At 36.7% G+C, this 16,933-nt stretch carries 13 protein-coding genes; 6 read left to right on the forward strand and 7 right to left on the reverse strand.

The annotated features are described in order from the left end of the window. Positions 1–91: 91 nt before the first annotated feature. From ACJ5H0_RS09265 to aceB, 3 genes are all read right to left on the reverse strand, one after another. Complete coding sequence (locus ACJ5H0_RS09265) at positions 92–667, reverse strand: OmpH/Skp family outer membrane protein (RefSeq protein ID WP_411249064.1); 576 nt, start codon at positions 665–667, stop codon at positions 92–94. A 198-nt stretch (positions 668–865) separates the two neighbouring features. After that, entirely contained in the window at positions 866–2,146 is a 1,281-nt protein-coding gene (aceA, locus tag ACJ5H0_RS09270; RefSeq protein ID WP_273649244.1) for an isocitrate lyase, read from the reverse strand. A gap of 194 nt (positions 2,147–2,340) precedes the next feature. Next, a complete protein-coding gene (gene aceB, locus ACJ5H0_RS09275; RefSeq protein WP_411249066.1) occupies positions 2,341–3,915 on the reverse strand; it encodes a malate synthase A in 1,575 nt (524 codons plus the stop codon). Between the two features lie 126 nt (positions 3,916–4,041). On the opposite strand from aceB, the gene ACJ5H0_RS09280 reads away from it, so the two are divergent. From ACJ5H0_RS09280 to ACJ5H0_RS09290, 3 genes are all read left to right on the forward strand, one after another. Further along, entirely contained in the window at positions 4,042–5,526 is a 1,485-nt protein-coding gene (locus ACJ5H0_RS09280) for a helix-turn-helix domain-containing protein (RefSeq protein ID WP_411249068.1), read from the forward strand. A gap of 77 nt (positions 5,527–5,603) precedes the next feature. Next, a complete protein-coding gene (locus tag ACJ5H0_RS09285) occupies positions 5,604–6,254 on the forward strand; it encodes a ComF family protein (RefSeq protein WP_411249070.1) in 651 nt (216 codons plus the stop codon). A gap of 76 nt (positions 6,255–6,330) precedes the next feature. Next, positions 6,331–7,020: an alpha/beta fold hydrolase gene (locus ACJ5H0_RS09290; protein WP_411249071.1), complete on the forward strand. Its 690-nt coding sequence runs from the start codon at positions 6,331–6,333 to the stop codon at positions 7,018–7,020. Here ACJ5H0_RS09290 and upp read toward each other — a convergent pair whose 3' ends face one another. Continuing rightward, positions 7,021–7,671 carry a uracil phosphoribosyltransferase gene (gene upp / locus ACJ5H0_RS09295; protein WP_172280240.1) on the reverse strand — a complete coding sequence of 217 codons (651 nt, stop codon included), beginning with the start codon at positions 7,669–7,671 and terminating at the stop codon, positions 7,021–7,023. Positions 7,672–7,815: 144 nt separating this feature from the next. Here upp and ACJ5H0_RS09300 point away from each other — a divergent pair, with 144 nt between their 5' ends. Then, complete coding sequence (locus tag ACJ5H0_RS09300) at positions 7,816–11,736, forward strand: Pls/PosA family non-ribosomal peptide synthetase (protein ID WP_411249073.1); 3,921 nt, start codon at positions 7,816–7,818, stop codon at positions 11,734–11,736. A 12-nt stretch (positions 11,737–11,748) separates the two neighbouring features. Beyond that, positions 11,749–12,231 carry a GNAT family N-acetyltransferase gene (locus ACJ5H0_RS09305; RefSeq protein ID WP_411249075.1) on the forward strand — a complete coding sequence of 161 codons (483 nt, stop codon included), beginning with the start codon at positions 11,749–11,751 and terminating at the stop codon, positions 12,229–12,231. A 117-nt stretch (positions 12,232–12,348) separates the two neighbouring features. Here the strand turns inward: ACJ5H0_RS09305 and der are convergent, their stop codons facing one another. After that, entirely contained in the window at positions 12,349–13,659 is a 1,311-nt protein-coding gene (der, locus tag ACJ5H0_RS09310; protein ID WP_172280246.1) for a ribosome biogenesis GTPase Der, read from the reverse strand. A 473-nt stretch (positions 13,660–14,132) separates the two neighbouring features. Between der and ACJ5H0_RS09315 the strand changes: the two genes are divergently transcribed. Then, on the forward strand, positions 14,133–14,975 hold the full coding sequence (locus tag ACJ5H0_RS09315) for a hypothetical protein (RefSeq protein WP_411249077.1): 843 nt from the start codon (positions 14,133–14,135) through the stop codon (positions 14,973–14,975). Positions 14,976–15,063: 88 nt separating this feature from the next. On the opposite strand, the gene ACJ5H0_RS09320 is transcribed toward ACJ5H0_RS09315, so the two are convergent. Next, a complete protein-coding gene (locus ACJ5H0_RS09320; RefSeq protein WP_411249079.1) occupies positions 15,064–15,771 on the reverse strand; it encodes a S41 family peptidase in 708 nt (235 codons plus the stop codon). Further along, on the reverse strand, positions 15,746–16,534 hold the full coding sequence (locus ACJ5H0_RS09325) for a hypothetical protein (protein WP_411249081.1): 789 nt from the start codon (positions 16,532–16,534) through the stop codon (positions 15,746–15,748). The genes ACJ5H0_RS09320 and ACJ5H0_RS09325 overlap by 26 nt, the downstream gene beginning before the upstream one ends. Positions 16,535–16,933 lie beyond the last annotated feature (399 nt).

Below are 16,933 nucleotides of genomic sequence, written 5' to 3' on the forward strand. Positions count from 1 at the left end.
AATACCTTTCCTGTTTTATTATTTTAATTTGATCAAAAAAAACAGAATCGAATAAATCCGATTCTGCTTTTATATCATAACTTAAAAGTTTTTACTTAGTTTTTGCAGCCGGTTTAGTGGCTGTTGCAGTAGCTCCCAGTTTGGTTTTTACAGCCGGTGTAATATCCTCGCTTCCGTCTGTATATACCAGATTGTTGGCTCCCTGCGCTGATGAAGTATCAAATACATAGCTCAGATTTCTTTCTTTTGCTACAGCAGAAATCGCATTTTGGATTTTTTGCTGTACCGGAGTAAATAACTCGGTCTGTTTAGCAGAAACCTCCTTCGCCGCCTGACCTCTGGCATCTTCTATCTTTTTACCTAATGTCTGTAATTCTGTTTGTGCAGCCATCAGCTCTTTGGTAACAGCCTCTTTATTGGCTTCACTCAATGTCTTCTCTTTATCTTGAGCTGCCTTAAGTCTGGTTTGATATTCTGTGATCAACTTCTCAATTTCAGCCTGCTTGGTTTTAGTCAGGTTATCAATAGTAGAGGTTACCGTTTTCACTTCAGACATACTTGCAAAAATATCATCAGAGTTTACATGGCCAATCTTCTGTTGAGCGTTAGCAGCGTTAGCCGTTAGCGTAAGTCCTGCTGCAATAAAAAGTACCTTAATTAACTTCATTTTTTTTATTAAATTGTTTAAAAAACACTATTTTTTTTAGTTTTCAAATATAATACAAATTTTCATTAGTTTTTTAAACCTTTATTCCCGTCCAAAAGCCTGCAAACCTGAGAATATTTAATTTCTTCATCGCAAAAATCCTTCCCAACATGGAGAAGGATTTCAAACAATATGTATAATGTGGAAAAAACTTACTTCTTAATGAAACTGTGCTATTTCAGTAGAGTCTTTCATGGCGACAGTTGCTGAAGAACCACCTGTTACCACATTCTGAATCTCATCAAAATATCCGGTTCCTACAAAAGACTGGTGTTTCACGGCCCTGAACCCTTTTTGCTGTAAAGCAAACTCACGTTCCTGTAACTCGGAATATCCAGCCATTCCTTTTTCTTTATACGCTAATGCCAGCTCAAACATTGCTGTATTGAGTGCATGGAAACCAGCCAACGTGATAAACTGGAATTTATATCCCATTTTGGCAAGCTCCTCACGGAAAGTAGTCATTTCCTCAACACTTAATTTGGCAGCCCAATTGAATGAAGGTGAACAGTTATACGCTAACATTTTTCCAGGAAACCTGGCATGGATTCCCTCAGCAAATCTTCTTGCCTGTTCCAGATCAGGATTAGACGTTTCCATCCAGATCAGATCAGCATAAGGCGCATATGATAAACCACGGTCGATTCCTTGTTCTACTCCGTTTTTCACTACATAAAACCCTTCTGAAGTCCTCTCTCCGGTCACAAATTTCTTATCTCTGTCATCAATATCTGAAGTCAGCAGGTCTGCGGCATCAGCATCTGTTCTTGCAATAATGACACTCGGAACCCCTGCTACATCGGCAGCTAAACGGGCAGCTACTAATTTATTGATGGCTTCCTGAGTAGGTACCAATACCTTACCTCCCAAATGTCCGCATTTCTTTGCAGAAGACAGCTGGTCTTCAAAATGAACCGCTGCTGCTCCGGCCTCGATCATCTGTTTCATCAGTTCAAACGCATTCAGATTACCTCCAAATCCAGCCTCTGCATCAGCAATAATAGGAACAAGGTATTCTTTATCGCCACCTCCGTTTACAGACTGGATCTGATCCGCTCTTAACAGAGCATTATTGATTTTCTTAACTACAGAAGGAACGGAGTTCGCTGGATACAAAGATTGATCAGGATACATTTCTCCTGATAAATTCGCATCAGCAGCCACCTGCCAGCCCGAAAGGTAAATAGCCTCCAACCCGGCATCTACTTCCTGTACTGCCTGATTTCCTGTTAATGCGCCCAATCCGGCTACAAAATCCTGAGTCGTAAGCTTCTCCCAGAATTTTTTAGACATTTCAGTGGCGATCGTGTAATCGATCGTATAAGATCCTCTGAGCTTTAAAACCTCTTCAGCTGTATAAGGTCTTTGTACTCCCTTCCAACGTGGATTGTTCAGCCAATCCTGCTCTAAAGCCTGAATTTTTTCTTGTTTCGTTTTCATAATATTTTGATTTGTATTTAGTTATAAATTATTTTTATAAGATTCGGAATACGAGTTCTACAGGTTTATCATTGGAATTCCATCAGCTTGACCAAAAAGAACATATCGCTCATAGATTCAATGATTTCAAAAACCAACTCGAAGTGACTATATTATAGTTACCACCAACTTTTCATTCTCAAACGCGTTGATACCTAAATAAAAGGATACGCTTTCAAAGTGAGGAATTCTTCAAATTTTTCTGAGAAGATCAATTCGTTAAAAAGCTCTTTAGCCAGATTAAATTTCCCGTTTTTAAAGCGCTCTTCACCTACATATTTTTCAATGGTATCCATCTCTTCTCTTTCCCACTGGAGAACCATTTCTCTGGTAAGAATCCGGTCATCAATTAAAACAGCCTCATTCTTCAGCCATTGCCAGATCTGTGTCCGTGAAATTTCTGCGGTAGCTGCATCCTCCATAAGATTATAAATAGCCGCTGCACCTATACCCATCAACCAACTTTCGAGATAAAGAATTCCCACATTAATATTTTTACGAACACCTCTTTCACTAATCTCTCCCTTAGGAATTTCCAGCAGATCACTTTCCTTGATTTGATAATCCACTTTCTTGTCAATTTGGTTTTTTGAAGGCATATATTCGTCAAAAATATCTTTAGCCAAAGAAACCAAAGCAGGATGGGCTACCCAGGTGCCATCATGCCCATTTTTTACTTCACGCTCCTTATCTGCTTTTACTTTTTCAAAGGCAATATGATTCGCCTGATCATCATTTTTTATAGGAATCTGAGCAGCCATTCCTCCGATGGCATGTACATTTCGTTTGTGGCAAATTTCAATCACCCTTTTGGAATAGGCAGTCATAAAGGGGGAGGTCATAGTTACCTGATCACGATCCGGTATTATAAATTCAGGAAGGTTTCTGAATTTTTTAATAAATGAGAAAATATAATCCCATCGTCCGCAGTTCAATCCTGCGCTGTGTTCTTTTAGTTCGTATAAAATTTCATCGATCTGAAACGATGCGGTGATCGTCTCTATTAAAACCGTAGCCTTAATCGTACCTCTTGGAATCTGAAGATAATTTTGGGCAAAATCAAAAACTTCATTCCACCATCTGGCTTCTTTATAGTGTTCCAGTTTGGGAAGATAAAAGTAAGGACCACTCCCCTTTTCAAGAAGCCTTTGTGCATTCCTGAAAAAATAAATCCCAAAATCAACCAATGAACCGGAAGCCTCCTCACCATTGATCTCGATATGCTTTTCATGAAGATGTAATCCTCTTGGACGAACCTGTAATACGGCGGTCTTTTCCTGCAATTGATACGCTTTCCCTTCTCGGGTTGTAAAATCTATACTTCCGTTAATGGCATCTGAAAGATTAATCTGCCCTTCCATGCAGTTTTTCCATGTAGGAGCATTGCTGTCCTCGAAATCTGCCATAAATGTGGATGCTCCAGAATTAAGTGCATTGATGATCATTTTACGATCTACCGGACCCGTAATTTCAACTCTCCGGTCAAGTAAATCTTCAGGCAATGGCGAACATACCCAATCTCCATTTCTTATTTCTTCTGTCTGAGGTAAAAACCTGGGAAGATTTCTGCGATCAAAATCAAGCTGAGTTTCTTTTCTTTCTTCTAAAAGATCAAGCCTTTTAGCATTAAAGTTCTGGTGAAGTTCAATCAGAAACTCTATCAATTCGGGATTGAAAATCTCTTCAAACTGGCTTTGAGCCTTTATTCTTAATTGCGTGGTTGTTTCCATAACTCATTGATTTTGTGATTTGATATTACAAACATAAATAAAAATTTTCACAATTAGCGAACGTTCGCTAATTATTTTTAAAAATTATTATGCGAATAATCGCAATCAAATATCTATATTTGAGTAATGAATGCAGAAAGTGATTTTATTAAAACGGTTTTCGGGCTTAAACTGAAGCAGCTGAGACAAAAGAAAAATTGGTCTCTGCAGGACCTTGCCGTAAAAACAGGGTTATCAAAATCTTACCTCAACGAAATTGAGAACGGAAAAAAGTACCCCAAGCACGATAAGATCATCCAGCTTTCCGAATCTCTGAACTGTACATTCGATGATCTGGTTTCTACGAAACTGGACAAAAGCCTGGCTCCGTTTAATGAAATTTTACAATCGGATTTTTTTAAAGAAGTTCCCCTGGACCTTTTCGGAATAAATAAAAATAACCTCATCAGCATCATCAGTGATGCCCCCAAAAAGGTCACCGCCTTTATCAATGCACTGATTGAAATATCTCAAAACTACAATCTGGGAAAAGAGCGTTTTTATTTTGCCGTATTGCGATCCTTCCAGGAACTTTATGATAATTATTTTCCTGATATCGAAGAAAAAGTATTATCCTTTGCTCAGGAGCATTGTTTAGAGTTCAGTAAAAATATGGATCCGGATATCTTACAAAATATCCTCAATGAAAAATTCAATTACACGATTCAATCCAAAGATTTCGAACCTTTTGGAACATCCGTGCATCTCCGTTCATTATTTATTCCTGAAAAAAAACTTTTACTGCTCAACAGTAAATTAGAAAAAGACCAGAAGACATTTATTCTCGCTAAAGAAATTGGTTTTAATGTTCTTGAATTAAAAAACCGTCCCAACACCTACTCATGGCTGGATTTCGGAAGCTTCGAGGAAATCCTGAACAATTTCTATGCGTCCTATTTCGCCGGCGCACTATTGATTTCGAAAGAGCAGATTATAGAAAATACTTCTGACTTCTTTTTACAAAATAGCTGGAAACCCAAAAGCTTCACCCATCTCATTGAAAGCTTTACGAATTCTCCGGAAACATTTTATTACAGGCTGACTAATGTCCTGTCTTCAGAATTAGGAATAAAAGATTTGTTTTATTTATGCCTGGTTAAAAAGAAAGATTCCGAAAGAATTCAGATTTTAAAAGAACTGCATCTGAATCACCAGCAGGCTCCTCATGCTAATGCTACGAATGAACATTATTGCAGAAGATGGATTGCTGTAAAAAATCTTCAGGATTTAACGGAAAATGAAACATTAACGGACGCTCAGATCTCCCATTATAAAGATCAGGGGATAAGTTATCTCGTTATTTCCACTTCCCAGAAAAACCCTTTTTCAGACGGCAGTAACCGAAGCTACTGTCTGGGAATATTATTAAATCCTCAAACAATAAAGAAAATAAACTTTATCAAATCTCCAAGTTTACCAACGATCAACGTGGGGGTAACCTGTGAATCCTGCAGTATTGCAGATTGTGAAGTAAGACAAGCTCCACCGGTTCGCCTTGAGAAGGAATATTTTAATCAGAGTATGAAAAATTCCATTGAAAAAATCCGAAAGGAAGTGGAATCTCAGGGTTAAAAAGCATTACATTCTTTCATTACTTCTTACCTCTTTCATGTTTCAGCTAATAAACTTATATTAGTAAAAACACAAAAATGATTCTTGACCTTCTTTTCCCCAATCGTTGCATCCACTGCAACCGGATCATCGATGCTGACCTTCTGGTATGCTCCTCCTGTTTTGAACATATTCATTTTACCCATTTCAATTATTTTGAAGATAACCTGTTTAAAGAAAAATGCAAATTATTGTTTCCGGTTGAAAACGCATATGCGCTTATGTATTTTGAGGAGGAAAACTTAAGCCGTAAGATCATCCACGAATTAAAATATAAAAACCGGGAAAAAACCGGGAAAGTGATTGCAAACTGGACAATCGGTAGACTGGATTTTAAAAATAACAAACCTGATTTACTGGTAAGCGTTCCACTTCATCCTAAAAAAGAAAGAGAAAGAGGATATAATCAATTGCATCTGTTTACAGAAATACTATCCAGTCAATATCATATTCCATTTGACCATCACCTGATCAAAAGAAATTACTACTCACAAGCTCAGGCCCTAAAAGATAAAAAACATCGCCTAAAAAATGACAACACTTTTTCAATATCCAAAAAGGTATCCGACAAACATATTTTATTAATTGATGACGTTTTTACCACCGGCAATACGATCGCAACTATAGCATGGGAAATCTTAAATAGCGGCAATAACAAAGTGAGCATTCTGGTAATGGCAATAGATTAACCTCTAACTTCTAACCTCTAAACCTCACTTCCAGCTTTCAATTCTTTTTCATAATTTTCCGGATAAACTAATAGATATGAAAAACCTGCTTTTACTGCACGGTGCTTTAGGGCACAGTGATATTTTCAAACCTTATCTAAAGGACTTATCAAAACAATTCAATATACACACCCCTCTTTTTTCAGGGCATGGAAACACTGAAATTCCGCAAGATGGTATCAGCATAGAAAAATACACTCAGGAACTGACTGAATACTGTAAGCAACAAAAACTCAATGATGTTTATATTTTCGGACACAGCATGGGTGGCTATGTTGGTCTCTGCTATGCTCTGCAGTTACCGGAAAATGTAAATTCCGTATTGACATTAGGCACAAAATTCGACTGGACAGAGGAGCAGGCTTTAAAGGAAAGTACAATGCTTGACCCTGAGACCATTCTTTTAAAAATTCCGAAATATGCTGAACAACTGGAATTACAACACGGCTCCCAATGGAAAGAGCTGCTTCCCGCAATTGCCGGCATGATGGTTTCTTTAGGTAAAAAACCACCGCTAAATTCAGATAGTTTATCAAAGATTACAACTCCAGTCCAGATCATGGCCGGAGACCATGATAATATGGTAACATTGGAAGAGACCGTTCAAACCTATCGTCGTATTCCTAACGCAAGATTAATGATACTTCCGGACACCAGACATCCAATGGAAAAAGTACGTCCGATACTATTGATGGATATAATGAAGGATTTCTGGAATGTGTATTAATTACCGCTGTAATTTTTCACCATAGCTAAGGTCACCGGCATCTCCCAATCCGGGAGTAATATAGCCTTTGGAAGTCAGTTGATCATCAATAGCACCTACCCAAATTTTTGCTTCAGGATAAGCTTTTTCAATTGTTTCTACTCCCTGTTTAGATGCGATGGCCGCTACAATGTGCAATTGAGTAGGTGTTCCGTGTGTGAGTAAGTCTTTGATTGCTTCAATTAATGACGCTCCTGTAGCCAGCATAGGATCTCCCACGATTAAAGGTCTTCCTTCAATACTTGGACAAGTAAGATAATCCTGCTTGATCGAAAAATAATCGTTGGCATCATGTTTTCTATAGGCTGCTACAAAACCGCAATCAGCTTTATCCAAATAATTTAATATTCCCTGAAATAGAGGAACTCCTGCCCTAAGAATAGTAGTAATAACTGGTTGTACTGCTATTTCCCTTACCTTTATCGTATCCAGAGGAGTCTGGATTTCAACTTCTCTTTGCTCAAGTTCTTTACTGATTTCAAAAGCGGCAATCTCTCCGATACGTTCCATATTTCTACGGAATCTCAATCGGTCATGTTGAACATCTACATTACGCAGTTCGTTAATCCACTCATTAACAAGAGAAAAGTTTTCAGATAAAATAGTAACCATGAAATTTTAAATTTTAATTAGAGTTGGTGGGCTTTAATTCCTGCAAAATTACAATTAAAAAACGAAATCCGAGATTGAACGTAAACAGAAATAAAGTATATTTATGAAAGTTTCCCAACCCATCTGTACATAAAAAAATCTTGAATGATGAAAAGTTTAATCTTAGGAAAAATAGCTCCTGAATTTCTGAAGGAAGAGACTCTTCCCGGGTTATTAGCTCCTATTTTTGAAAAATACAAAAATAAAACAGCATTTATATTTAATGGTAAAAAACTCTCTTATGAAGAACTCAATAACTGGAGTAATGCAATTGCTTTACAGCTTCACAATGAAGGTATAAAGCCGGGTGATAGTGTCGGGGTTTGGTATCCCCGAAGTATGGAGCTTCCTGTTGCTATTTTAGGAATATTAAAAGCCGGAGCCTCTTATGTTCCACTGGACCGGGAGATGCCTGAAGACAGGATAAGAAAAGTTTTTACAGACATTCATGTAAAAGCTTATTTCTCTGATGCAGATGCCGGAATCCATTGTCGGCCTCTAGCCATTGCCCCACAACCGGACACCACTATCCCTCCAATCAGCGATCCGATTAGCCCCGATCAATGGGCATACGTGTTATTTACTTCCGGAAGTACCGGAAATCCTAAAGGAATTCCAATTTCCCACAAGAATATCTGTCATCTTATAAGATCTGAAGAAGATTTCATAGGAATAAAAGATACCGATATTGTATATCAGGGGTTTTCCGTTTCCTTTGACATGTGGTGTGAAGAGGTATGGATCAGTCTTTTTTCCGGTGCAACGATATGGATTGCAGATGCCCTTACTGTAAAAGCTATTGATGAATTAAGTGAGGTATTAATCAGGAATAAAATCACTGTTCTTCATGCAGTCCCCAGTATCTTAGCCATTATCGAGGAGGTTTCTTCAGTGAGGATCATCAATACAGGGGGTGAAGCATGCACAAAACAAGTACAGGAAAAATGGGCAAAGCCTTACAGAACCTTCATCAACAGCTATGGTCCCACGGAAACTACAGTATCTTCCAACATGGCTAAGCTGAAGGATGATGACGAGCTTACGATTGGCCATCCTCTACCCAATTATCATATTGCTGTGGTTGATGAAAATCTGAATATCGTACCACGAGGAGAAAGGGGTGAAATGATCATTTCTGGTCCCGGAGTCAGTAATGGCTATTTCAACCTCCCGGAACTAACAGATCAAAAATTCCTGAAAAATCCATTTCCTGAACTTCCCGGCGATACCATTTACAAAACTGGAGATGCTGTTATTATACGGGAAAACGGTTTTATAGATTTTCAGGGAAGAATAGATGACCAGATCAAACTCCGTGGCTACAGGATTGAATTGGGAGAAATAGAAGCCCGGTTGAATCAGCTTCCCGGCATTTCTTCAGCAGCTGTTGCCGTGAAAGAAGACGCTAACGGACAGGGGCAACTCGTTGGCTATACTGTAATGAGTGACGATCATGAATTCGATGAAAATACAATACGTAAAGAGTTAGCAAAGTTTCTGGCACCTTATATGGTTCCCGTCTCGATCATCAAAATGAGGGAAATGCCCAGGATGCCGAGTGGAAAAATTGACCGAAAAAAACTGCCGGTTCCTGAAAGCTTCATCAGTCATGAGAAAAGTGAAGACATTGAAATAAATCCTGAAGCTCCTATCGAAGAAAAACTTTTGCAGACCCTTCATTGGATGTTTCCGGGAAAAGAGATCCAATTACATCAGGACTTTTTTACGGATCTGGGAGGACATTCCTTGCTTGCTGCAACATTAGTTTCTCACCTCCGGCAAAAAGCAGGGATTCCTTACGCTTCTTTAAAAGATATTTATGAAAACAGGCCGCTTTCCGCTTATTCAGATTGCCTTAAAAATAAACACACTGAAAAGACATCCGATCAGGAACCGTTTACAAGAGTTTCGTCATTTCAATATTATGCCTGCAATCTTGCACAGACTATTTCTTTACTGGTTGTTTTTGCATTATTTAGTGTACAGATATTTTTTCCCTATCTTAGTTATTATTATTTCCAGCTTAATGGGTACGGAACCGGATTAGCCCTGTTAAGTGCTATTCTTTTGTATACACTCATACCACCGGTTTATTCTGTTATTATTCTTTTAACAAAGTGGCTTGTTATCGGAAAAATAAAAGAAGGTGATTATCCGTTGTGGGGCTGGTATTACTTCAGATGGTGGCTTTGGAAAACCGTAAAAAGACTGATGCCTTCAGAATTTATTGTTGAAACCCCATTGTATCCGAAATATCTGAAATTATTAGGTGTACACGTTCATCCGAGCGCACAGCTTAGCCTTTTACCTATTGCAGCTGAAGATCTTGTTACCATTGATCAAAACGTAACCACGAGCTCAGGATGTAGTATTGATAATGCATCTGTAGAAAATGGAGTGCTTAAAATAAGAAAAGTACATATTAAAGCACACGCTTATCTTGGCTCTTCAGCTATTGTATGTGGTAATACTGTCATTGAGGAATTCGGAGAACTTCAGGATCTCAGCTGTTTAAATGAAGGAAATACGATCGGGTACGGTGAAGTCTGGGATGGTAGCCCGGCTGAAAAGCTAAGAACAAAAAGTAAGGAAGAGACGCAGATTCCACAGCTGGTTTCTGCCGCAAAAAGAAACAAATATGCTATCATATATGCATGTTCTCTTTTTTTCTTCCCACTTTTAATCGTTTTACCGCTTGCTCCAACATTGTACACCTTGTATTATCTGGACGACCGTTCAGCGGATTACAGTTTCTATTACCTATGGCAGGCACCTATTCTATCTACAATCTACATATTAATTTTTATCGGGGTTGTCAGTATTATCACAAGGTGCCTGCAATACCGTATGAAGCCGGGAATATATCCTGTTTACAGTTTTATCTATTATCGGAAATGGGTAAAGGATCAGATATTTAATCTTGCATTAACCGTTGTACATCCTCTTTTTGCTTCAATTTATATCAGTAAATTTTACAGGATGATGGGAGCCAAAGTGGGCAGAAATTCAGAGATCTCTACAGCAAGCGATGTTTCCCACAATCTTCTGGAAATTGGAGAGGGATCTTTTATTGCTGACGCGGTCATCCTGGGGGAGCATGATGTAAGAAATGAAAAACTGATCCTGGCAAAAACCAAAATCGGCAACAATAGTTTTGTAGGAAACAGCGGATTGATCCCACAGGGATATGAATTAGGAGATAATATGCTGATCGGCGTGCTAAGCAAAGCTCCGAATGAAGAACAACTTAAAAACTCTTCTGAAAAAGACTGGTTTGGATCTCCGCCAATCGGACTTCCCTCAAGACAAAAATCGGAGAGCTTTGACAATAGCCTTACCTACAACCCTCCCCTCAGTCTTAAATTTGCACGGGCTATTGTGGAGGGAATCCGGATTATTCTGCCTCAAACCGTTATTATTATCTGCAGTGTATTATTTATTGCCTACACCAGCAATTATCTTGAAGGAAGAATCCATCATTTGATCTTATTTTCTCCATTTTATTATCTGGGAATTGTAGCCCTACCTTCCTTTTTCTTTACGGTACTCCTTAAATGGGTTCTCGTTGGAAAGTATAAAAAAACAGAAATGCCCATGTACAGCCTAAAAGTTTGGTTGAGTGAAGGAATAACTACAGTATATGAGGCACTCCCTGTAATCTTCTTTCTTGATTTCCTGCGGGGAACGATGTGGCTTCCTTTCTTTATGAGATTTTTGGGTGTGAAGATCGGTAAAAGGGTGTGGCTCAATACAACAGATATTACAGAGTACGATATGGTAACGATAGATGACGAAGCAATGTTGAATGAAGACTGCGGGCCGCAGACGCATCTTTTTGAAGATCGTATTATGAAAATAGGAAGTGTAAAAATCGGTAAGCAGACAACCATTAATTCAAGAACCATTATTCTTTACGATACCGAAATAGGTAATAACGTAAATGTTGATGCCCTTTCACTGATTATGAAGGGCGAGGTACTTTCTGATAATACATCCTGGCACGGAAGCCCGATACGAGGAAAATAAAAAAATTATATTATGAACTTTACAATCCGAAAAATAAAAATATCAGACCATCTCCCCATTGTGGATGAGTTGGTAGGAGAGCTTCATGTTTCTGAAAAGGAAATGAATGAGAAAACAGCCGACTGGAGCAAGATCAGAAAACATTATTTGCGCTTTATGACCGACTGTGAGGAAAAGAATAACGGAACATTTCTTATTGCTGACGCAGAGGGAAAAGCTATTGGTTTTTTATTCGGGTATATTGATGAAAAAGATGACAGCAACTTTGAACTAGGAGATGCAGATGACCTGTATGTTTCTGAAGGATATGTAAAGCAGGAATATAGAAAACACGGTGTTTACACTGCCCTAAACAAAGCATTTGAAGAAACCTATAGAGATTTTAATATCCGGAAAATTTACAGGTTTACTTTATGCAATAACCATATTATGCAAAGCTGGCTTGATAAACAAGGCTATAAACCTGTCCGGCTAATGTATGAAAAGTGGCTGTAAAGGATAAAATATATTTGATGAAAGAAAAAAAAGTTCTGGTAAGATATTTCTTACCAGAACTTTTTAAATATCGATTATTACTTTGTGACACTTTTTTAATAAGCGCAGACGAAGTAATTATTTTTGTCTGAAATATACTTCGATAGGAACTCCGGTAAATCCGAATTCTTTTCTCAATTGATTTTCAGTAAATCTCTTATACGGCTCTTTTATATACTGTGGAAGATTACAGAAGAATACAAACTGCGGTGACGGCGTAGGAAGCTGCACACAATATTTGATTTTAATGAATTTTCCTTTATTTGCAGGAGGTGGAGTTTGTTCGAAAATAGGAAGCATCACTTCATTTAATTTCGAAGTTTTAATCTTCTTCTTACGGTCTTCATATACCTGCATCGCCACTTCTACCGCCTTCAGTATTCTCTGTTTCGTTAATGCAGATACAAACAGAATTGGAATATCCTGGAACTGCCCGATCTTATCTTTAATTGCTTTTTCAAAATCACGGATCGTATTGGTTTGCTTATCTTCGATAAGATCCCATTTGTTAACCAAGATCACAATTCCTTTTCTGTTCTTCTGTGCTAAACCAAAGATATTCATATCCTGAGATTCCCATCCCTGAGTAGCATCTACCATAATGATCACTACATCAGAATATTCAATAGAACGAATTGATCTCATTACAGAATAAAACTCAAGATCTTCGGAAACTTTAGCCTTACGACGCATCCCCGCAGTATCTACCAATACAAACTCATGCCCGAATTTATTATATAGTGTTTGTATACTGTCTCTGGTTGTTCCCGCAATATCTGTTACAATATTTCTCTCTACATCCAGTAAAGCATTCGTTAAAGTGGATTTTCCTACATTCGGACGACCAGCGATCGTAATTTTAGGCAATCCTTCAAAAGGATCCTGATAATCCGTGGTTGGGAAGTCTTTAACGATATCATCTAACAGATCTCCTGTTCCTGATCCTGTAGCAGAAGAAAGTGTATAATATTTTTCGATTCCTAACTGATAAAATTCTGTAGCCGCCAATTCTTCTTTTGCAGAATCTACTTTATTTACAACGATATAAACCGGCTTATTGGATCTTCTTAATAATTCATGAATTTCATAATCCGTATCTGTAAGGCCTTCTTCTACATTAAGCATAAAAATAATAGAAGTAGCTTCATCTACTGCCAGCTGTACCTGTTTACGGATTTCCTCTTCAAAAATATCCTCTGTTCCTACATCATACCCTCCGGTATCAATTACCGTAAATTCTACTCCGTTCCAGTCGGATTTTCCGTAATGACGGTCTCTTGTAACACCTGCAGTAGAGTCTACTATAGCTTCTCTTCTCTCCAGGAAACGGTTAAATAATGTGGATTTTCCTACGTTGGGACGCCCAACGATAGCGACAATGTTTGACATAAAAAATGTTTAATAATCCTTCGATTCTCTCAGGACAAGTTATTAATGAGTTACTCCAACCTTTGGAGCTCAATTTTTTGCAAAGATAGGGCTTTATATCTAGCAATTGAAACTCAAAGTATTAAAAGTATTTAATCCCTTCAATTTTTTATAAAATTTAGCTGATCAAAAATTTTCTATATCACTAATAAATACAAAAATACCATCCATTTATTTTTTTTAGAAAGTTGAAAAAATATTTTAAAAAAAAAGCAAATACCAAATATCATAATTTAGCTTTTATATCAGAAAAAATTAAAAATTTAATTTTATTATTATTTTGGCATGTTTTTTCCTTCTGTAAGAAAAATTCATTGTTATATTCATACATTATAGCTTATTTAAGATAAGCAATTTTAAACTCTCCTTAAATTTTCAGCATATCCAACATAATACAGATCTAATAAACACATTGATAATTTAAAATTTACGTTATGAAAAGAAACATTACCTTAAGTACTTGTTTATTACCAGTATTCTATTTTGCACAGGTAGGGATTAATACACAGGTTCCTGATGCAACCTTACATGTAAAATCTCAAAATACAGCCTCAACCGACAAAACATTTTACGTACAAAACGGGAAAGTATCAGATTCCAATAATTTAGAAGTCTACGGTGATAACAGGACCTACATAGGAAAACCAGATAATCAGACACCTGATGCTACAAATGATGCATTACTCAATCTGTATGGCGAAAGCTCACGATCTAATCTCAGGCTCATTAACCCTCCTTCCACCGAAAACCAGTCGGATGGAAAAGTTAGACCTGGTGTAAACTATAATAAGTTAGCCCCACTATACATTGATGCAAATGGACATATTGTAAAAGCCTATGATCCTTCTTCTCCTACTGCTTTAAGTTTTGATGGCAACTACACAGTGCCTAATAATTCTGACGGAATAAAAATTATAGACATCACAGCTAAAGGTGTTGTAACATTCAAAGTTTATTCAGGTTTGGTATTAGGTCCGGCTGGTACAGGATCGAATATTCTGGCAACGATAAATTTCGGAGTTAATTCCGGATTTTCAGTATCTAATTTCAGTTCCGCTTCCGGTTCTACATCAACTCGCTATCCGGTAACAAGCTCAACATCTGATAATGGTGATACCAGTATATCTTCTTATACAGCTGATGCAACTTTTAACTTTGGAGCCAATAATACCAGCTTGGTCTTTTTTTATCAAAACGGAGCAATATATGCCAGATTATCTGGAGGGAATATCAATTCTGTAGCGATCAATATTTTTGAATCAAAACGTTTTAGATAAAAATAACAGAAACCTCATTATTAAAATTAATCCGTGGAACAGCTTATTCCACGGATTAATTTTATAAAGTACAAACGTCAACTTTGCTTTATGATTTACGAGAAAGTAATTGTAACGAATATTGCAACTCAGGATCTTTTCGTTCTTTTAACACTTTTAAAAAGAAATTATTATCAATCTTATAGTCCGGAATTACACCTGTGCAATTGGGAATATTATCATTTTCATTATTATTGAAAAAGATTTCTGTACGCGGAATAGATATGGTCATTTTAGTATTCGGTAATTTATAAGTAAGAAACCAGGCTGCCGTCGTAAAATTACTACAAGAACCCGTTTCCTTTCCAACGATTTCGCCTCGTTTTTCCTTTTTAAACAGAGAAGCAAAGTAAGTAGCCGCTGAAAATGTACGGTTGTTAATGAGGAGAACAACTTTTCCATCGAAAAACAGTCCATCTCTTGGATAGTTTTTGATATAGGTATCATCCAACCTGTTATTCCCAAAATAATAATCTCCCTTTTCAGATTTATCAAATCGTTGTCTCATAAAATTATTAGAATCCCTGATGTCTTTCTCAGAGTAATATCGGTCAGTTTGGGGATCTATCAGGTAATCACTATAATTGATATCAATGACTTTACTCCCGTATTTATAAGAGTTTGTAAAGATCTTTTCTTTTGACATAAATGAGTACAAAAGTGGAATATTGGTAACAGAACCACCAGAGTTGTTACGGATGTCTACAACAAGATTTTTGTATTTTTTATTTTTAATTTTCTGAAAATATTTCTTCAACTTCTCGTAAAAAAAAACTTTCATCATAAGAGAATGATCTTACAGATAAATAAAATGTATCAGGACTAATTTCATACCCAAAGATTCCATAGATTTCGGAACTCACATCAATTGGTAAAACAGCATGCCGGGATTCGTAATTAAATCGTGTAAATGTAATGCCTTCCAGACTAGCTTTTTTCTGTTCTCCGTTAAGTGTCTGATATTTGATCGTAAAAGTATGATCTTTATTTTCATTAATAAATGAAACATACATGGATATATCCAAGTCTTCTACTTTAATATTTCCATCTGCTTGTTCAGGAATTTGTTTTAAAATATCTGCAACACTTCTGTTGTTAATTTCCAAAAGCTTACTCCCAACCTCAATGTTGTATTTATTATCTGCATTTACATAAACATTTCCGTTATTAACATAAGTAATTAGTGGAAAAAAATAAGTAGAATTAAGGTAGTCTTCATGATAATTAGAATCCGGAATAAAAGAAATATGTCCGTCACCTAATACCCTTCCAGGATTATTAATATTAAAATTAATATAGCTGGGATCTTTTTCAATTACTTTCCGAAGGGAATCCAGCTTCTTTGTAATAGCTTCTTTGCTATGAAATCTATAAGGATTAGGGTGCTGATTTAAAAGAATAGCAGTAGCAATATCAAAATCTTTAAGATAAGCATCTTTGTTTATTTCAGAAATTGAATATTGACTAAAAAGAGAGGTAAAAAAAGATAGTAATGAGAAAACAAATATCTTTTTGATCATAATATTATAAATTGAATTAAAAAATGAATCATGATTTTCATGACTTTACAAATTGGATTTAACAAAAAGCTTACACCTTTTATATGGATTTCTCGGATGCCCACGAGCATTACTATAATCCTCCAACGGTTGATCTTGCAGATGGTCAACATTTCTTTTAATAGTGTTTTTAACTACTAGCGTTAATGTTCCACAGATCACTAAAGGTGTAAACACTAAAAATGGAATAAGTTTAAACATTATATTGTTTTAAATTAGAATAAATAAAAATTAAGAAACAAATTACATACCATTGATCCCAAAATGATAAATATCATTTGGCTGAAAAGCCTTTATTTATGGCGGTTTAGCATATCCTCATAAGTCGAAAGCTAACTATACTTAATTTATTATGAACGC

Source organism: Chryseobacterium proteolyticum (assembly GCF_046591535.1).
Taxonomy (GTDB): Bacteria; Bacteroidota; Bacteroidia; order Flavobacteriales; family Weeksellaceae; genus Chryseobacterium; species Chryseobacterium proteolyticum.